This window comes from Bacillus sp. IBL03825 (genome assembly GCF_024712505.1).
Lineage (GTDB): Bacteria > Bacillota > Bacilli > Bacillales > Bacillaceae_G > Bacillus_A > Bacillus_A wiedmannii.
Map to the genome: position 1 here is coordinate 4,568,140 of NZ_JAMXKE010000001.1, position 17,693 is coordinate 4,585,832.

The following is a 17,693-nucleotide window of genomic DNA, read 5'->3' on the forward strand; positions in this document are numbered from 1 at the left end:
CTTGCTTTAATCTATCTATTAGCTTAATAACACAGGTTCTTGTTTTTCTTCATTTCACATACTTCACTATAAATACAAGACAAACAACCACTACAACAGCTACTGCCAACACATATGGCGGTAAGAACTTCAAAGACCATAATGCCATCATGATCGTCGCAATCGTTAAGTACGTTTGCTTTGCATCTTCTGTCATTTTTTTACGAAGCAAGAACACATACAAATAACCGATTGGCGGCGTAATGAAGCAAAGAACATATATGATTTTAGATTTTAAATACCATTTTTGTTCTCCGAGCTTCTTTATATCTTCTTCTATTCTCTTATGCTCTTGCTCTCTCGCTTCTTCTACAAGCGGATCTTCCTCTTCTCCTCGCTTTTCTTTCATATAAGGAAGAAAGTGCACGAAAAAATAGTATGCGAATACGAACGCTCCAAATCCAATACCGAATCTTTCCAATGGAATATTCTCACTAAAAAAAGCAGCAGCAATCGCTAAAGAAAAACAATACGTCATCATCCAAAATGAACGTTTTCTCTTTTTCCGTTCCATTTCTTTTTTATCTTGTACATGTTTTCTTTTCGAAAGCCATATTGAAATACAGCAATCTACTACAAATAGAATAAAGATAAATATCCCAACGTGTACTGTTTCTACATCCTTAAATGAAAAGATGTTTGGGAATGCAACATGTAATACAATTAGCGTGTACAAAATTATCCCTATAAAATAAATACGTCTCATTGTCCATTCCTTTCTGATTTCCTAACTTTAGGTTAACATACATTTTTTAGAAATAGACGGACAAAATATATATGTTAAAAAAGGAGGATGCTACATGAATGATTCTGAACGTATTATTTTAGATGTGAACGGGAAAGAGCTCGAAATGTTACATACAATCCGTACACATTTTAAAGAAAAACATGGTGTGGAACTAAGTAATGGTGCATTACTACGTGATTTGATGGATATTGAGTATATTCGAATTACAGAAGATCGGCATAAGTATGATTAACTTTAAGCTATAAAAATCACAAAAAAGGTACGCTTCTCTCTACTAAGATTCGCGTACCTTCTGCCCTATAAACCAATCAACTTCCAACGAACTCTCTAACTAATCCTTTCGCCTTCTCCAAAGCTTTCTCAATTTGCTCAAATCCTGTCCCGCCAGCACTGTTACGACGCTTTACAGCTGCATATGGTGAAAGAACTTCATACAAATCTTCTTCAAATAATGAGCTCATTTCTTTATATGTTGCTAGTGGTACATCTAGTAAATAAATTCCTTTTTGTGTGCAGTGTAGCACTAGCTTCCCAACAATTTCATGAGCTTGACGGAATGGTAGTCCTTTACTTGCTAAGTAGTCAGCAATTTCTGTTGCGTTTGAGAAATCTTGCGTTACAGCTTGCCCCATCTTTTCTTTGTTGACAGTCATCTTCTCTAACATGCCTGCCATAATATGAAGGCATCCTTCTACTGTTTTTACTGTATCAAACATTCCTTCTTTATCTTCTTGCAAGTCTTTATTGTAAGCGAGCGGTAATCCTTTCATGACTGTAAGTAAACTAAATAAATTACCGTACACTCTGCCCGTTTTACCGCGGATTAGTTCCGCCATATCTGGATTTTTCTTTTGCGGCATAATGCTGCTTCCCGTTGCGTATTGATCGCTCATTTCAATAAATTGAAACTCTTGGCTACTCCATAAAATAAGTTCTTCGCAGAAGCGTGATAAGTGCATCATGAGCATAGATGAGTTACTTAGGAACTCCAGTATGAAATCACGATCGCTTACTGCATCTAAACTATTTTCATAGATTCCATTAAATCCAAGAAGCTCCGCACTATATTCTCGGTCAATCGGGAATGTTGTCCCAGCTAATGCTCCTGCTCCTAATGGTGAAATGTTAATGCGCTTTAATGAATCTTCATAACGATTCACATCACGCTCTAACATCCAAAAGTAAGCGAGAATATGATGCGCAAATGAAATTGGCTGCGCACGCTGCAAATGCGTATAGCCAGGCATAATGGTTTCAATATTATTTTCCGCTTGATGAACAAGAACCGTTTGCAATTGTTTTGTAGCTTTAATAATATGCTCTACTTTTTCTTTTAAATATAAATGCATATCAGTCGCTACTTGATCGTTACGGCTTCGCCCAGTATGAAGTTTCCCTCCTACTTCGCCAATTTGTTCAATTAACATTTTTTCAATGTTTAAGTGAATATCTTCTGCTTCTACTGAGAATTGAAGCTTATTCTCTTTTGCTTCTTTTAATAAATACTGAAGCCCTACCTTTATTTTCTCAGCTTCTTCTTTCGTAACGATGCCTTGCTTTGCTAGCATCGTTACGTGTGCAATACTTCCGTTTATATCTTGATTTACTAATTGTTGATCGAAGGAGATGGATGCTCCAAACTCTTCAACCCACGCTTCCGCTTCTTCTGTAAAACGTCCGCCCCAAAGTTTGCTCACGCTTCCACCTTCTTTTGATTCACTTGGCTGTATACTTTCGTCGGTAAACCGAATAATGAAATGAATCCAACTGCTGCATCATGATTAAATTCGTCCTGAGCAGTATATGTTGCTAATTTTTCGTCATATAAAGAGTACTCAGATTTACGTCCTTCTACAATCGCATGGCCTTTAAATAGTTTCACACGCACTGTACCTGTTACATTCTTTTGCGTTTCTTGTAAGAAAGCGTTAAGCGCTTGTTTTAAAGGAGAGAACCATAAACCGTTATAAATAAGTTCTGTTATTTTTTGCTCAATCATCGGTTTAAAATGCGCTACTTCTTTTACGAGTGTTAAATCTTCTAGCTCTTTATGCGCCGTGATTAATGTCATTGCTGCTGGACATTCGTATACTTCACGCGATTTAATACCAACAAGGCGATTTTCTACGTGATCGATACGTCCAACGCCATGTTTTCCAGCAAGTGCATTTAACTTTTTAATTAATTCTGAAAGTGAATATACAGTACCATTTAAAGTAGTCGGTACTCCTGCTTCAAAGCCAATTTCTACAAACTCTGGTTTATTCGGTGTATCTTCTAATGCCAATGTCATCTCATATGCATCTTCTGGCGGTGCTGCCCATGGATCTTCTAAAATGCCACATTCGTTACTGCGTCCCCATAAGTTTTGATCGATTGAAAATGGGCTATCTAAATTAATAGGAATTGGAACATCGTTTTCTTTTGCATATGCAATTTCTTCTTCACGTGACCATTTCCATTCACGTACAGGCGCAATCACTTCTAAGTAAGGATTTAACGCTTGAATAGAAACTTCAAAACGAACTTGATCATTCCCTTTCCCTGTACATCCATGTGCAACTGCAGTCGCCCCCTCTTGTTCTGCAATTTCTACTAATTTCTTAGCGATAAGTGGACGAGATAATGCAGAAACGAGAGGGTATTTCCCTTCGTATAACGTGTGTGCTTGCATAGCCATCAATGCATATTCATTTGCAAATTCCTCTTGAACATCAATCATATATGATTTAATTGCACCTACTAAAAGTGCCTTTTCTTTTACGAATGCTAAGTCTTTACCTTCCCCTAAGTCTAAACAAAGCGCGATAATATCATAATTCTTCTCTTGTAACCATTTAATTGCAACGGAAGTATCAAGACCTCCGGAATATGCTAATACCACTTTTTTCTTCTCCATTTTGCATCCCCCTAAAGAATAAATATTCATTTTCTTTTATAATAATACACACTTTAACACCTTTTACAAAATGTATCAAGAGTCATTTTCAAATTTTTTCAAACAATTTCGTCGAACTTCTTTCTGTTTTTATGTACAATATAAGCAGGAAAACGGGGGTGAACTGATGGAAAAGTATTTCTTATACGATGAACATCTAGGAATTGAAATTCCGCATTTACAAGAAGACTGGGAAAGTATCCCCGAAAAAATGCAGCATGCTATTTTATTAAAATGGGAACAAGTTCGCGGAAAGATTCCTGATCGTATAAAAGAGCTTGAACACTATATTAATGCAAAACAGCATCATTTAAATAACGAAGAAAACTTCGAAATTTCCTGCAAACTTAATTCAGAAATTGCCGATCTCGCTTCCATCATTAATGACCTTTGGCTTTGGTATCGACTCACTCAAAATGTATCTGAGGGGAAAGCACACCAATGAAAAAAAGCATGCCCCTCAATCACTTTGGGTCATGCTTTTTTGTCGTAACACGATTTACAATATATTTCTTGTGCTGTTTTCGCCAAACATACATCAAACGGTCCAACTAATATACTTCTTTCCTTTGGCAACTTTACAAAAGCAACGAGCTCTTCTTCATATTGAATCTTTTTCTGACATGAAACGCATACTAATTCTTTTCTTTTGAACATGTCTTTTAGCATATCTTCTCTCTCCCTTTCATCTATCTATACTGATATAATCTCATAATAATTAAGACTTGTAAAAAAATGACACATTCTGAAACAAATTATTCATATACTATGTACAAAAGGAGGTCTCAATTTTATGCGAGCTTTCATTATTATCGCTTTAACTTTTTTAAGTGTGATTAGCTGGGATGCGTTTTTTAAAGATAAAGGTGACCAGAAAGATACAACTGAATAAACGCCATCTTTTTCTTACTTATTGGACAAACTTTTAAACACTGTCCGATTTCACGAAATAACTTAGGCTTTTCTACAAAAATATTTAAACATAACAATTTTTGTAGATTCCCTCCGTTTATTGTCGGTTTCCATCCGCATACATTTTTTGAAAGTATGATATAATAATATAAATCTTGAAGGAAGGGATTTTGATATCATGATCGCTCGAAGGAGCATGTGGCATCGTATTGACGAATCATACACGTAGCGTATTTTTCAGCTCAGATACTTTAGTCTAGCGAAAAAAATACGAGAGTGGGGAAATTATGATTGCCCGAAGGATAATTTGGCAAAAAAAAGACTCTTCTTACACATAGCGTTTTGTTTAGGACTTAATTGTTACTAGCTAAACAAAACAAAGAAGAGCAGGATTGCTAAATGAAGAATCCTACTCTACGTTTTGTTTAGTCGTTTTAAGACTTAAACTAAAACGAAGGTAGGGAGAATTGATGGACGAGAGGATTATTCGTTATTTCTTCAGCGACATATAGCGTAGTTAGTTTTTTTCGTAAACTAACTGAAGCTACATGTGAGCTCGTAGTTAGTTTACAACACAAAAAGGACTACTAACTACGGAAAGAAGGAATAACGATGAGGAACATCCAAAGTCGACAAATTATTAAAGAAATTTTTATGGTTTTAATCGGTTCATTTATTTTAGCAGCAGCGCTATATCACATTCACTTCCAAAACCACTTAACAGAAGGTGGCTTTGTAGGAATTGCACTATTCATCCAAAATTTTTATGATATTTCACCATCCATTTCAACTGTAATTATGGATATCCCAATTATTTTACTATGTGCTTCATTTTTAGGTAAAAAAATGGTTGGCTATTCATTCCTAGGTTCGATTTCATTCGGAGTATTTTATTCTCTTATGGAAAATTATTCTCCATTTACGGTCGATTTATCAAATAATTTATTTATAGCTGCAGTAGTTGGCGGTGCGTTAGCTGGTATTGGACTCGGTTTTATATTGCGATTTGGCGGTGCAACCGGCGGAGACGATATTTTAACAATTGTATTAAGTAAACGAACTCGTTTTACAATTGGGCAAATTTTCTTCGTCTTTGACGCGATTGTTCTTGCGCTTTCATTATATTATTTAAATTGGACAGAAATTGCTTTTACTATTCTTTCGATTGCCGTACAGGCAAAAACATTGGATTTAATTTATTATCCAAAAGCAGAGAAGAAAGCAGAAAAGCAACCAGTATCTATTCCAATGTCCAAAAAGCATGCAACAAATTAAAAAAGCGAAAGGCTTCGGCCTCTCGCTTTTTTTTACGCTCTTTTTTCCTTCTCGACTATGTGGCGCACTTGATAAAATCTATTTGCAAATTCAGTAACGTTTCTCGTTAAACGATAGTTCACTGTAGACCCGATTGCCATTCCAATTACCGGAATACCTTGGAATAATTTACGACGTAAAGCATAAATCGAAAATGTTTTCAAAATTTGTTTTAACACAACTTCAGTAGAAGCTGGCTGTAACACCGCTTCGTCTCCTTCATAAAAGAACGAATCTTCTTGCTCTAGCTCTTGCAGTAAATTGTACCATGCGTATTGCTGAAGCCTTCCTGGTAGTAATGACGCATGAAACACCTTTAACGCAAGCATCATTTCATAAGGCTTGTTCACATCATGTCCAAATGATGTTGCAATAAGTTGAACAGCTTTCACATTTAACGCGATCATAACCGGAAAATCAGCTGTTAATAATAATAAACCCCCAGCACCCGTTGCTCCGCCTTGTACGAATGAATATAGGCGATGTCGTGCTGTTTGTTGCTCTGCTATGTATGTTAATTGATCAATAGATAATGCTTTCAAATCTTCTAGTTGCTCAATCGATTCATCAAATAATCTCGACGTTCCCAAAATACGATTACGCGCATCTAATTGTGATTGTGAACTTTGAATCAATGCATGCAAATGAAAGAGCCATCCATCTGCTTTCGTAAAGAAATCTTTTCGTTTTTTCTCCGGCAATTTCGCAATTGTATTATGTACCCATTTATCAAACATTTTTTGAAAATCAGTCGCTTCTTGCTCAACTAATTGCGATTCCCATTCTTTTATATTGTCTAAAATGGCTTGTTCTCGCTTCGATCGCATCGTAACAACCACCTCGTTCGATTTTTTTCTATTGTAACATATTTCTGCTTATTCTTTGCAAATATGCTTGTCTATCTTTATTCACATACCATTTTTTAGTGACATAAAATATTAGCAAAAAGGATGAGATAAATCACATGAATCTATCCAATATAAAAAAAGAATATAATGCAGTATTCAGCTTAGGACAAAACTGCTGGCCTGCTTGGGCTTTATATCAATTCTATTTATCACCCTTTTTTGGCGTTATCGATTTTATGCTAAGCCCTTCATTAGAAAAAGTGAATGTATTATTACAAAATCGATTTGACCGTTTTTTACAGTTCGAAAACTTATCCTTCATCTCATTTTGGGATGATGGTGCGAAATTAAGACTCCGTGACAACCTATATGAAATCGACTCCTGCCACGACTTTAAAACAGATGTAAACACACCAACATCTTGGCCTTCTTATACAGAAATTAAGTTAAACTATGAGCATCGAATTCATCGTTTTCTAACTACAATGGAAACGGCAGAATCCATATCGTTTATTCGAACTGGAGGAACATACGAAGAAGCACGTTCCTTGGAACAAATTTTATCTCAAATAGTTAAACATACATTCTCTGTCCTATTACTCATTCCTGAAGATGTACCAACTATCGCCCAAGAAGATTGGGGATTACAAAACATTTGTGTTATAAAATGCCCTATTATGGATGTATACCAGTACAATGAAGCATTTTGGAATGATTTATTTGATGGGATCACGATTAGACCGCAAGCTTAAACACGATACTTTTTATTACACACTGCCTTATAATCATCCTTATACAAAAGAAATAAGGAGTGATTATATATGTATCCACGTGCAAAAGCTTTTGGCATTGCTATACATCACGATCGCCTTCTCGTACAAGAATATCATACAGGCGATGAAACATATTACCGACCTCTTGGCGGTTCAATTGAACTTGGTGAAAAATCAGCACATACCGTTATTCGTGAATTTAAAGAAGAGCTTCATACAGAAGTGGAAATCACCAATTATTTAGGCTGCTTAGAAAACATCTTGCATCTTGATGGAGAAGTTGGTCATGAAATCATTCAACTATATTCTTTACGCTTATTAGACACATCACTATATGAAATGGAAATACTGAATATACAAGATGAGCAAACAGCATCATATGCGAAATGGATTCCCATGACAGCATTCATTCAAAAAGAGAAAGCACTATATCCAGATGGAATCTTGAAATATATCCAACAAAAAAAAGACGAAACCCTATAGGATCTCGTCTTTTTTCATATAGTATATTAACCAATATCTCCAAGACGTAGTACGTCACGAGCGATCATAACTTCTTCGTCAGTTGGAATTACGATAATTTTTACTGGAGAGTGTGGGAAGCTGATGAATGCTTCTTCACCAAATACGTTATTACGTTTTACGTCGAAGTATACACCCATGTACTCAAGGCCTTCTAATACGCGCTCACGAATAACTGCACTGTTTTCACCGATACCAGCTGTGAAGATGATTGCGTCTACACCTTTCATACGAGCTGTGTAAGAACCGATGTATTTGTGGATACGGCTTACGAATACATCAAGTGCTACTTTCGCACGGTGGTCGCCTTCTTCTTCTTTCGTGATGATGTCACGTAGGTCACTAGAGTAACCAGTAAGACCTAACATACCACTCTTCTTGTTTAATACGTTAACTACTTCTTCTACTGTTTGGCCTGTTTTTTCCATGATGTATGGAATTAACGCAGGGTCAATGTTACCAGAACGTGTACCCATTGTTACACCAGCAAGTGGAGTGAAGCCCATAGAAGTATCGATAGATTTACCGCCTTCTACTGCTGCGATACTTGCACCGTTACCTAAGTGACAAGAAAGTAAGCTTAAGCTTTCAAGTGGACGACCTAATAATTCAGCCGCACGCTCAGTTACGTATTTATGAGAAGTTCCGTGGAAACCGTATTTACGGATGCCAAATTTCTCATAGTACTCATATGGTAAGCTGTATAGGAAAGCAGATTCCGGCATTGTTTGGTGGAATGCTGTATCGAATACTGCTACTGCTGGTACGTTTGGTAATACTTCTTGGAATGATTTAATACCAACAAGGTTTGCTGGGTTATGAAGTGGTGCTAAATCGCTTAATTCTTCGATATCAGCTAATACTTCATCAGTAATTAAAACAGAATCAGCAAATTTTTCGCCGCCGTGTACAACACGGTGACCGATACCGCCAATCTCATCAAGAGATTTTACGATTCCGTTTTCAGTTAATTTCTTAAGAAGCATGTTAACTGCTACTGCATGATCTGGGATGTTTGTAATTTCTTTTTGTTTTTCGCCATTTACAGTAATTGAGAAGACACTATCTTCTAAACCGATACGTTCTACTAAACCTTTTGTTAATACTGTTTCACTTGGCATTTCAAATAATTGGAACTTTAAGGAAGAGCTTCCTGCGTTAATCGCGATGATTTTTGACATCTAGTCTTTCGCCCCTTTTTCTCTTGGTAGTTGTGTGGATATGTCCACAAACCGCTCGATTTTATCTAATTAAATTCACTCATTATGAAAACGTTTCATCATTAGTAAATTTTATACTCACGATTTTAATTTAAACATCGTCCGACATATATTTCAAGTGAAAAAATTGTAACACCAAGAAAAAATATATATTACAGATTTCAAAAAAATTCAGTTTAATCTAGTATATATTTAAAAATATGACATATCATATAAAACTGTACTACATGAATTACTAACCCTGTTACATATACCTTGCCTTATTTGTGGGTTGCAAACCAAGTATTTAATTGATCCATAATGTTCTCCATCGCCTTCATGTTGGAGAATTTAGGTAACTCCACTAATAACGCCTGTTTTGGCATTGTTACACTAGGACCTTTCTTTTGGAGAACAAATATACTTTTTGCATTTTTCTCGTTTTTAAACATGGAAACAGGTAGCTGTAATAGCCCTTGAATAAAACATGTTTCTTTAATAAATGCATGTAATTTTGGTGCTTGATCACTTTCAAAAATGAAGTTTGGTACTAGGAAGAATAAGTACCCGCCTTCTTTCGTATGTTTCACACTTTGTTCAATAAATAGGTGATGGGCATACGACATTCCTTCATCTGCTTTTAACTTATATTCACTTGCACCGATTTCATTTGGATAGTAACCAATCGGTAAGTCTGAAACGACTGCATCAACCGGATCGATATAAAGTGGCGCTAGTCCATCTTGATGGAAGAATTCGATTGCATGCTTTTGTAAATTCGCATTTACTAAAGCAAGTTTAATTAGCACTTCATCCACTTCTACACCAAATCCACTCATTGCTATTCCTTCTTTGGCGCTATTAAATACTGTAGTCATTAAGTTACCTGTTCCAATTGCAGGATCTAAAACAGTAATTTCGTTTTGCCCTTGCATAAATTTATGGAATAAGTAGCTCATGAACATTCCAACTGCATCAGGCGTCATTTCGTGATTCGCTTGTACGCCTTCTTTCATTCCTTTTAAAATGGCTAACTGAAATGCTTTACGAATTTCTTCACCTTTATATGTTTCTTCATTAAACGTACTATATTCACGATTCAGCCTTTCAATTGCTGATTCGGATAATTCCTCTTGTAAAATTGCTCCTTCAAACAAGTTATTACCTGTTTCTACAAGCGCCTCTAAATATGTTACATCTAATTCTTTACGTAAAACTACCGCAGAAGAATCAAAAATAGAAAATAATGTTTCTACTGTCTGACTCACGTACATTCCTCCTTCTCTCTTTTACACATAACTTATATCATACCACAAAGTGTTTTTTTCCAAAAAGAAAAAGCGACCTCCTGCAAAGAGCTCCCCTTTAAGTTATATATGATATAACGTTTTTTCTCATATATTGGTACCATTACGCAGCAATACATGAGAAAAAACGACCTCTTTATAAGAGGTCATTTCTTTCACATTATTTTGCCGCTTTAGCTGCTTCTAATGCTGCTTCATAGTTTGGATGGCTTGTACCTTCGCTTACGTACTCTGCGTAAACTACTTTGTCGTTGCTATCTACTACGAATACTGCACGAGCAAGTAAACGAAGCTCTTTCATTACTAAGCCGTAAGCTTCACCGAATGAAAGGTCACGGTGGTCAGAAAGTGTTACAACATTTTCTAAACCGTTTGCTGCACACCAGCGTTTTTGAGCGAATGGTAAGTCAGCGCTAATTGTTAATACTTTTGCGTTTTCAATACCTGCTGCATCTTGGTTAAAACGACGTGTTTGTGCATCACACACACCTGTGTCGATTGAAGGTACAACACTAATTAATTTTACTTCGCCTTTGTATGTTTCTAAACTTACTGGAGATAAGTCATTTGCTAATACTTGGAATTTTGGCGCTTGATCGCCAACTTTAACTTCTGTTCCAACTAAAGTCATTGGGTTACCTTTAAAAGTTACGTTTGCCACTTGAAAATCCTCCCTTATTTAAACAAAATATGTACAATGTAAATGATAGTTTGTCCCTATCGATAATGCAAATAAAATCGCTTTATTTACAAAAAAATTAAAGAAGCTAATCCATTGATTAGCTTCTTATTTGTTAAATTTGAAATTCAGGATCGTCTTCTTTTCGTTTATCCATCATTTCCTTCACTTTATCAACAGCTTGTGGCGCTAATTCAATTATTTTATCGATGACGTGTGTTTGCTTATCTAAATGCAACACTTTTACACCGTCTCCATTTATAACAAGAAAAGCAACAGGATTAATAGAAACTCCTCCACCACTTCCCCCGCCAAATGGATGACGGCCTGAATGTTCTACTTTTCCAAATTCACTTCCACCAGCAGCGAATCCGAAACTAACTTTCGAAACGGTAAGAATTACACTTCCATCTGCCGCTTTAATCGGATCACCAACAATTGTATTTACATCAGTCATTTGTTTTAAATGCTGCATTGCGGTTGTCATTAAACCTTGAATTGGATGGTCCATTCTATATCCCCCCTATGCTTGAACAGATTTTTCTGTCATACCAGATCTTTGCTTCCTCATAAACACAAGTAATTTTACCGCTGTTTTTACAGTACGGAATATACGAAAAGATGCTGTTAACTCACATCTTGATGCAAATCCTTTCCCTTGAAAAACAGGGGTAATTTCAAATTCTGGTACGTCGACAATATGCATATATTGTCCTACAACTCCAGCAGCCATTCCTTTTGTCCCCCATGCATATCCAGTGACAATTCCAGTGCTAGCTGCGTCGCCTGCTCCAATTTGCGTGTGCCATTTCCACCCATTGATTTTCACTCGTTTGAGAAAATCTTTAACAATAGTATGAACTTCTTGTAGCTTTTTTATCAGCTCCCCCATACTATCAAGTTGCGCCATAATTTTATTATCTAATCCACCGTCTTTTTCAGCTTTTTCGATTTTCTGCCCTGTCTTTTTCTGTTGTTTTTCAATTCTTTCCAATACATCAAACGTATATCGAATCATCCATATTTTCACTTGAAACAAACATTGCTTTTCCATTTCTGAATATAAAAATGTCACTTTAAGCTTTATTTTCGACAATAGTATAAGCAAAATAAAAAGGAGAAGAATTATTATTCCAATCACGAGCCACTTCATACGTATCATCCTTTCACTCCGTACCCATTATCGACAAGTTTATTCATCATTAAACAGAATCCTTTAAGATTGAATATAAAAATTTTTCTAAAAATAAAAAAGGATTTTGACATTTTATATCGAAATATATTATTTGAACATATCTTCAAGAACGTATTTGGATGATATGTAGCACGAAAAACAGAAAATTTAACTGCAGTGGAGGGATACATAATGGCAGATCGTCGCAATTTATTTTTCTTTTATGGTGATGACAAAGCAACGCTCGTTGAAAAAATGAAACCAATCTATCGTATTTTAGAAGAGAATGGATTCACCATATTAGATAATCCAAAAAATGCAAACGCTATCGTCAGTGTTGGAGATGATGCAACTTTCTTACAAGCCGTTCGTAAAACTGGTTTTAGAGAAGATTGCTTATACGCAGGGATTTCTACGAAAGATGAAATTTCGTTCTACTGCGATTTCCATATTGATCACGTTGATACAGCCCTTCAAGAAATTACAAAAAATGAAATTGAAGTGCGAAAATACCCAACAATTCAGGTAGATGTAGATCACGGTACATCTTTCCATTGTTTAAATGAGTTCTCATTACGTTCTAGCATTATTAAAACATTCGTAGTAGATGTTCACGTTGATGATCTATATTTCGAAACATTTAGAGGGGACGGTTTAGTTGTTTCTACCCCAACAGGAAGTACAGCTTACAATAAATCGTTACATGGTGCGGTTGTTGATCCGCTCATCCCATGCTTCCAAGTAAGCGAACTCGCATCATTAAATAACAACACATACCGTACGCTCGGTTCACCGTTCATTTTAAATCACAAGCGTACATTAACTTTAAAACTAAAACCAAACGGTAACGATTATCCTGTTATCGGTATGGATAATGAAGCGCTTAGCATTAAACAAGTGGAAAAAGTTGTTGTACGCTTAAGCGATAAACAAATTAAAACAGTTAAATTAAAAAACAATTCCTTCTGGGAAAAAGTACAGAGAACGTTTTTATAGTATTAAAATAACCGCCGAATTACGGGATTCCATAATTCGGCGGTTATTTATTTCTCTCGCTACCGGCCACTATTCTTGTCATTTTTTGTCGGTAAGTCGATATATTTTCACGCGTCTTTCCTATACACAATCTTCCCATCAATTACGGTCATTTCTGCTTGTACTTCTTTTATTTCTTCTGCCTCTATTTCAAATATGTTTCGATCTACTATGGTAAAGTCTGCCTCATATCCTTTTGCGATTTTTCCTCGCTTCGCTTCTTTTCCGATTGCATAGGCACTTCCTGTTGTAAATAAAGAGATAGCTTCATATACCGTTAATCTTTCCTCTGGCATATAGCATACACCGTCAATAAAACTTCTACGTGTAACAGCGCTATATATGCCTAAAAACGGATTCACTTGTTCAATTGGTGCGTCAGATCCACCATTGCAGTGTAATCCTGCTTCTAGTAACGTCTTCCACGCGTATGCATAACGAAGACGATTCTTGCCTAGTTTTTCAATGACTGATGGGAAGTCCGATGACACAAAGACGGGCTGAATATCAATAATAGCCGGTAAATGTTTCATTCTCTCAATCAACTCTTCACGAGCGAGCTGACAATGAATAATGCGGTCGCGTAATCCTTCTACTGGTGGATATAATTCAAGTGCATCAATAACATACTGGAGCGATAAATCACCGATTGTATGAATCGCTACTGACATATGTAAATCTCGTGCCTTTTTCACTAACTCCGCAAGCTCTTCACGTGAGAAAATTGCAACTCCATTTGTTTCCTCCGCATCTTCATACGGTTCACTTAATAAAGCTGTTCTTCCGCCAAAAGAGCCATCAGAAAAAATTTTCATCGCCCCAAATTCAATATAATGCTCATTTTCATATTCTTTTCGTTCACCTGCTACTTCATGGTGAACGAGTAAATGTGCTTTAAATGACATTTCCTTTATAACATGAGAAAAAGCATTGTGCGTTTTTCTAAAACCACCGTAATAATTTAAATCTTCCGTATGCCCGCCAACGAGTCCATATTGCCAACAATTTTTAATTGCTGTTTGCAGGGCTCTTTGTAAATAAGCTTCATCAATTTCCGGCTGCACATGTTTAATTAATTCTTGCCCTTGTTCATATAAAAGGCCTGTTAACATATTTAATGAATCCCGGCCGATTTTCCCGCCTTTCGGGTCTTGCGTCATTTCTGTTATGTTCGCCTCTTGCAATATGTATGAATTCACCCATGTAACGTGGCGACAAACGCGCTTTAATAAAATGGGGTGTTCTTTAGAGATTTCATCTAGATCACGTACGTGAACTTTTTTTGTATCTGTAAAATTATTTTCATTCCAGCCTTCTCCAATAATCCAAGAACCTTTTGGCGCTTCTTCTACTCGGTTCTGAACAAGAGTCAACACTTCGCTATAAGATGTACAATTTGATAGATCTAATCGAAGTAATCTCTCCCCATGACCAATCAGATGCATATGACTATCAACGAGACCTGGAATCATCGTTTTGCCTTCTAAATCGTGAAATTTAACCGTAGCATATCGGTCTTCTAACTCTTCTTTACTCCCGACATCAACGATCATGCCCTTTTCAACATAAACAGCGTCTACTTTTTCATTCTCTTCTCGCATCGTGTAAATGGTGCCGCCATACCAAATTTCTCCCATATATCCCATCTCCTTTGTATTTATTGTATAAAAAAAAGCACCATTTCAAAACATGGTGCTTTTCTAAAAATTACTTTTGCTCAGTAGGATTCGTTGTGATTTGCCATTCAATGCTAAATTTATCTTTTAGTTGTCCGTATGCTGGGCTCCAGAACGTTTCTTGAAGTGGCATAATAACTTCTCCACCCTCTTGTAACTTTTCGAATACTTCTTTCGCTTTTTCTGCATTACTAATTTGAATTGCGATTGTTACTTGAGATCCGATTGCATGCCCTTGACCTGGGAATGTATCAGAAATCATAAGGTCCGTATTACCAACTTTTAAAGTAGCATGTAAAACGCGCTCTTTTGCTTCAGCTGGAATCGGGTATTCTGGATTTTCAGGCATATCTCCAAAAGTTTGCATGACTTCTACTTTTGCGTCTAACGCCTCTTTATAAAACTGTACAGCCTCTTGCCCACTACCATCTAAAACTAAGTACGGATTAATCCCTAAAATCATACGGACACCTCTTTTTTAAATTTATAAAATCGAACTTACGTTCGTTTTTATCTTATCATTGTTTGCCATTTCATTCAACTATTTCCTTCACTGTTTTCAAAATTATTTTGACGGAATCTCCATCTCTTGTTTTCTAAGTTCAATACGGCGAATTTTTCCGGAAATCGTTTTTGGTAGTTCATCTACAAATTCAATTTTGCGAGGGTATTTATATGGTGCAGTGAGTTCTTTGACGTGTTGTTGGAGTACTGGGATTAATGTTTCTTCGTTCTTGTCTATATTCTCTCTTAATACGATAAATGCCTTCACGACACTTCCGCGAATTTCATCAGGGCTTGCGACAACCGCACACTCTCTTACGTAAGGATGTTTTACGAGCGCATCTTCTACTTCAAACGGTCCAATTGTATAACCAGAGCTAATAATAATATCATCACCGCGCCCTTCAAACCAGAAATAGCCTTCTTCATCTTTCTTCGCTTTATCGCCGGTAATATAATAATCACCGCGGAATTGCATCGCTGTGCGCTCATCGTCTTTATAATATTGTTTAAAGAGGGCTGGCGTTTCAATGTGAACTGCAATATCACCAACTTCTCCTACCTGTACTGGAATACCTTCCTCATCTACAATATCAACGTGGTTGCCTGGCGTTGGTTTTCCCATTGATCCTGGTCTAATATCCATCCCTTTCATTACACCAACAAGCAATGTATTTTCCGTTTGTCCATAGCCATCTCTCACTGTAATATTAAAGTGCTTTTGGAACGTTTCAATGACTTCCCTATTTAACGGCTCACCTGCGGATACAGCGCTATGTAACGCTTCTAAATTGTACTCACTTAAGTCCTCTACTTTTGCCATTAATCTATACTCAGTCGGCGTGCAACACAGCACGTTCACCTTATTATCGTCTAACAAATTTAAATATGTTTTCGGTTCAAATTTACCGTTGTATACAAATCCTGTTGCACCTGATCCGAGAGTTGCTAAAAACGGGCTCCAAATCCACTTTTGCCAGCCTGGACTAGCCGTCGCCCATACAACATCATTCACTTCAATCCCGAGCCAGTTTGGAGCGCTCGTACGTAAATGAGCGTATGCCCATGCATGCGTATGAACAACACCTTTTGGATTTCCTGTCGTCCCTGACGTGTAAGATAAAAAGACCATATCTTCTTTATCTGTCGTTGTCATTTCTAACAGGTCACTTTCTGTTTCTAACGCTGTTTTTAAATTAATCCATCCATCTACTGACTGCTCGCTCAGAACGAATTTTTGAAGAGATTTCATCGCTTCTATATCATCAAACTGCCCAATGTACGGCTCATAACTTACGATTGCTTTTACTTCCCCGTGCCCAATACGATATTCAATATCCTTCTTGCGCAACATTTCCGAACTCGGAATTACGACAAATCCCGCTTTAATCGCAGCGATATACGTCATGTATGCTTCAATTAAACGTGGCATCATAATGAGGAGCTTGTCCCCTTTTTGGAGACCACTCTTTATAAAAGCGTTTCCAATTTTATTCGCACCTTTCATTAACTCAGCGTATGTAACTTCTCGTCTATTCCCTTTATCATCTTGCCAAATTAAAGCAAGCTTCTCTTTATCACTTGTATATTTCTCTATTTCAGAAACTAAATTATAAGACGGCGGCGCCAACAATTCTTCTCTCTTCATACAATATCCTCCTCCATTTCTATGCCTCCCTTATATAATAAAGAATTTTCAGTTAATTTTGAACCCTCTTCTTTTGACAAATTTTTTATGTCTATGTCGAAATAAATGTATAACGGTGCAAACAACAAAAAGAAAGAGCGGGAGAACCCGCTCTTTCTAAGCCATCATATATGGGATTATTTTTGGAAACCGCCTAATTGTTGCTCAGCTAGTGAAACTAGACGTTTAGTGATTTCGCCACCAACAGAACCGTTAGCGCGAGATGTTGCATCAGCTCCAAGTTGAACACCAAACTCTTGAGCGATTTCGTATTTCATTTGATCTAATGCTGCTTGAGCACCAGATACTGCTAATTTATTTGTGCTTGCCATGTTGTA

At 36.6% G+C, this 17,693-nt stretch carries 20 protein-coding genes; 6 read left to right on the plus strand and 14 right to left on the minus strand.

Annotated features, from left to right (window positions below; all coding sequences use genetic code 11):
- Positions 1-49: 49 nt before the first annotated feature.
- Positions 50-745: a hypothetical protein gene (locus tag NHG49_RS23435; protein WP_088048017.1), complete on the minus strand. Its 696-nt coding sequence runs from the start codon at positions 743-745 to the stop codon at positions 50-52.
- A 94-nt stretch (positions 746-839) separates the two neighbouring features.
- Here NHG49_RS23435 and NHG49_RS23440 point away from each other — a divergent pair, with 94 nt between their 5' ends.
- A complete protein-coding gene (locus NHG49_RS23440; RefSeq protein ID WP_064474588.1) occupies positions 840-1,019 on the plus strand; it encodes a hypothetical protein in 180 nt (59 codons plus the stop codon).
- A gap of 76 nt (positions 1,020-1,095) precedes the next feature.
- On the opposite strand, the gene argH is transcribed toward NHG49_RS23440, so the two are convergent.
- Together argH and NHG49_RS23450 are read right to left on the minus strand one after the other, a co-directional pair.
- A complete protein-coding gene (gene argH / locus NHG49_RS23445; protein ID WP_088048016.1) occupies positions 1,096-2,484 on the minus strand; it encodes an argininosuccinate lyase in 1,389 nt (462 codons plus the stop codon).
- Positions 2,481-3,686, minus strand: coding sequence for an argininosuccinate synthase (locus NHG49_RS23450; protein WP_258126568.1), 1,206 nt, complete (start codon positions 3,684-3,686; stop codon positions 2,481-2,483). The genes argH and NHG49_RS23450 overlap by 4 nt, the downstream gene beginning before the upstream one ends.
- Positions 3,687-3,852: 166 nt before the next feature.
- Here NHG49_RS23450 and NHG49_RS23455 point away from each other — a divergent pair, with 166 nt between their 5' ends.
- Complete coding sequence (locus NHG49_RS23455) at positions 3,853-4,170, plus strand: hypothetical protein (RefSeq protein ID WP_064474585.1); 318 nt, start codon at positions 3,853-3,855, stop codon at positions 4,168-4,170.
- 29 nt (positions 4,171-4,199) lie between these two features.
- Here the strand turns inward: NHG49_RS23455 and NHG49_RS23460 are convergent, their stop codons facing one another.
- The gene (locus NHG49_RS23460) at positions 4,200-4,394 is read right to left on the minus strand and encodes a hypothetical protein (protein ID WP_000910293.1); all 195 of its coding nucleotides are present in this window, start codon (positions 4,392-4,394) and stop codon (positions 4,200-4,202) included.
- An 855-nt stretch (positions 4,395-5,249) separates the two neighbouring features.
- Here NHG49_RS23460 and NHG49_RS23465 point away from each other — a divergent pair.
- Positions 5,250-5,912, plus strand: coding sequence for a YitT family protein (locus tag NHG49_RS23465; RefSeq protein ID WP_048544413.1), 663 nt, complete (start codon positions 5,250-5,252; stop codon positions 5,910-5,912).
- Between the two features lie 32 nt (positions 5,913-5,944).
- On the opposite strand, the gene NHG49_RS23470 is transcribed toward NHG49_RS23465, so the two are convergent.
- Positions 5,945-6,778 (minus strand): EcsC family protein, encoded by an 834-nt coding sequence (locus NHG49_RS23470; protein ID WP_088048014.1) that lies wholly within the window; start codon positions 6,776-6,778, stop codon positions 5,945-5,947.
- Between the two features lie 137 nt (positions 6,779-6,915).
- Here NHG49_RS23470 and NHG49_RS23475 point away from each other — a divergent pair, with 137 nt between their 5' ends.
- Entirely contained in the window at positions 6,916-7,551 is a 636-nt protein-coding gene (locus NHG49_RS23475; protein ID WP_088048013.1) for a DUF1796 family putative cysteine peptidase, read from the plus strand.
- 69 nt (positions 7,552-7,620) lie between these two features.
- Positions 7,621-8,055 carry an NUDIX hydrolase gene (locus NHG49_RS23480; RefSeq protein WP_088048012.1) on the plus strand — a complete coding sequence of 145 codons (435 nt, stop codon included), beginning with the start codon at positions 7,621-7,623 and terminating at the stop codon, positions 8,053-8,055.
- Between the two features lie 26 nt (positions 8,056-8,081).
- Here NHG49_RS23480 and ackA read toward each other — a convergent pair whose 3' ends face one another.
- The 5 genes from ackA to NHG49_RS23505 all read right to left on the minus strand — a co-directional run bounded on the left by ackA (position 8,082) and on the right by NHG49_RS23505 (position 12,441).
- A complete protein-coding gene (ackA, locus tag NHG49_RS23485) occupies positions 8,082-9,275 on the minus strand; it encodes an acetate kinase (RefSeq protein WP_064474582.1) in 1,194 nt (397 codons plus the stop codon).
- A 299-nt stretch (positions 9,276-9,574) separates the two neighbouring features.
- On the minus strand, positions 9,575-10,561 hold the full coding sequence (locus NHG49_RS23490) for a class I SAM-dependent methyltransferase (RefSeq protein WP_142315006.1): 987 nt from the start codon (positions 10,559-10,561) through the stop codon (positions 9,575-9,577).
- A gap of 199 nt (positions 10,562-10,760) precedes the next feature.
- On the minus strand, positions 10,761-11,261 hold the full coding sequence (gene tpx / locus NHG49_RS23495) for a thiol peroxidase (protein WP_000024522.1): 501 nt from the start codon (positions 11,259-11,261) through the stop codon (positions 10,761-10,763).
- A gap of 133 nt (positions 11,262-11,394) precedes the next feature.
- Complete coding sequence (gene ytfJ / locus NHG49_RS23500) at positions 11,395-11,790, minus strand: GerW family sporulation protein (protein WP_000350003.1); 396 nt, start codon at positions 11,788-11,790, stop codon at positions 11,395-11,397.
- 12 nt (positions 11,791-11,802) lie between these two features.
- Complete coding sequence (locus NHG49_RS23505; RefSeq protein WP_064474581.1) at positions 11,803-12,441, minus strand: DUF2953 domain-containing protein; 639 nt, start codon at positions 12,439-12,441, stop codon at positions 11,803-11,805.
- 204 nt (positions 12,442-12,645) lie between these two features.
- On the opposite strand from NHG49_RS23505, the gene NHG49_RS23510 reads away from it, so the two are divergent.
- The gene (locus NHG49_RS23510) at positions 12,646-13,449 is read left to right on the plus strand and encodes an NAD kinase (RefSeq protein WP_064474580.1); all 804 of its coding nucleotides are present in this window, start codon (positions 12,646-12,648) and stop codon (positions 13,447-13,449) included.
- Positions 13,450-13,556: 107 nt separating this feature from the next.
- Here the strand turns inward: NHG49_RS23510 and NHG49_RS23515 are convergent, their stop codons facing one another.
- The 4 genes from NHG49_RS23515 to NHG49_RS23530 form a co-directional block, all read right to left on the minus strand.
- On the minus strand, positions 13,557-15,125 hold the full coding sequence (locus NHG49_RS23515) for an amidohydrolase (RefSeq protein ID WP_064474579.1): 1,569 nt from the start codon (positions 15,123-15,125) through the stop codon (positions 13,557-13,559).
- A 70-nt stretch (positions 15,126-15,195) separates the two neighbouring features.
- A complete protein-coding gene (locus NHG49_RS23520) occupies positions 15,196-15,627 on the minus strand; it encodes a VOC family protein (protein ID WP_088048009.1) in 432 nt (143 codons plus the stop codon).
- A gap of 102 nt (positions 15,628-15,729) precedes the next feature.
- On the minus strand, positions 15,730-17,316 hold the full coding sequence (gene mbcS / locus NHG49_RS23525; protein ID WP_149173673.1) for an acyl-CoA synthetase MbcS: 1,587 nt from the start codon (positions 17,314-17,316) through the stop codon (positions 15,730-15,732).
- Between the two features lie 176 nt (positions 17,317-17,492).
- The gene (locus NHG49_RS23530; RefSeq protein WP_000168890.1) at positions 17,493-17,687 is read right to left on the minus strand and encodes an alpha/beta-type small acid-soluble spore protein; all 195 of its coding nucleotides are present in this window, start codon (positions 17,685-17,687) and stop codon (positions 17,493-17,495) included.
- Positions 17,688-17,693 lie beyond the last annotated feature (6 nt).

Excerpts from the sequence above, each read along its gene's own strand:
- NHG49_RS23470 (WP_088048014.1), bottom strand. The coding sequence starts at position 6,778 with ATGCGATCGAAGCGAGAACAAGCCATTTTAGACAATATAAAAGAATGG.
- NHG49_RS23515 (WP_064474579.1), bottom strand. The coding sequence starts at position 15,125 with ATGGGAGAAATTTGGTATGGCGGCACCATTTACACGATGCGAGAAGAG.
- NHG49_RS23465 (WP_048544413.1), top strand. The coding sequence starts at position 5,250 with ATGAGGAACATCCAAAGTCGACAAATTATTAAAGAAATTTTTATGGTT.
- ackA (WP_064474582.1), bottom strand. The coding sequence starts at position 9,275 with ATGTCAAAAATCATCGCGATTAACGCAGGAAGCTCTTCCTTAAAGTTC.
- NHG49_RS23520 (WP_088048009.1), bottom strand. The coding sequence starts at position 15,627 with ATGATTTTAGGGATTAATCCGTACTTAGTTTTAGATGGTAGTGGGCAA.
- NHG49_RS23435 (WP_088048017.1), bottom strand. The coding sequence starts at position 745 with ATGAGACGTATTTATTTTATAGGGATAATTTTGTACACGCTAATTGTA.
- NHG49_RS23440 (WP_064474588.1), top strand. The coding sequence starts at position 840 with ATGAATGATTCTGAACGTATTATTTTAGATGTGAACGGGAAAGAGCTC.
- mbcS (WP_149173673.1), bottom strand. The coding sequence starts at position 17,316 with ATGAAGAGAGAAGAATTGTTGGCGCCGCCGTCTTATAATTTAGTTTCT.
- NHG49_RS23460 (WP_000910293.1), bottom strand. The coding sequence starts at position 4,394 with ATGCTAAAAGACATGTTCAAAAGAAAAGAATTAGTATGCGTTTCATGT.
- NHG49_RS23510 (WP_064474580.1), top strand. The coding sequence starts at position 12,646 with ATGGCAGATCGTCGCAATTTATTTTTCTTTTATGGTGATGACAAAGCA.
- NHG49_RS23475 (WP_088048013.1), top strand. The coding sequence starts at position 6,916 with ATGAATCTATCCAATATAAAAAAAGAATATAATGCAGTATTCAGCTTA.
- NHG49_RS23530 (WP_000168890.1), bottom strand. The coding sequence starts at position 17,687 with ATGGCAAGCACAAATAAATTAGCAGTATCTGGTGCTCAAGCAGCATTA.
- NHG49_RS23450 (WP_258126568.1), bottom strand. The coding sequence starts at position 3,686 with ATGGAGAAGAAAAAAGTGGTATTAGCATATTCCGGAGGTCTTGATACT.
- NHG49_RS23455 (WP_064474585.1), top strand. The coding sequence starts at position 3,853 with ATGGAAAAGTATTTCTTATACGATGAACATCTAGGAATTGAAATTCCG.
- ytfJ (WP_000350003.1), bottom strand. The coding sequence starts at position 11,790 with ATGGACCATCCAATTCAAGGTTTAATGACAACCGCAATGCAGCATTTA.
- NHG49_RS23505 (WP_064474581.1), bottom strand. The coding sequence starts at position 12,441 with ATGATACGTATGAAGTGGCTCGTGATTGGAATAATAATTCTTCTCCTT.
- NHG49_RS23480 (WP_088048012.1), top strand. The coding sequence starts at position 7,621 with ATGTATCCACGTGCAAAAGCTTTTGGCATTGCTATACATCACGATCGC.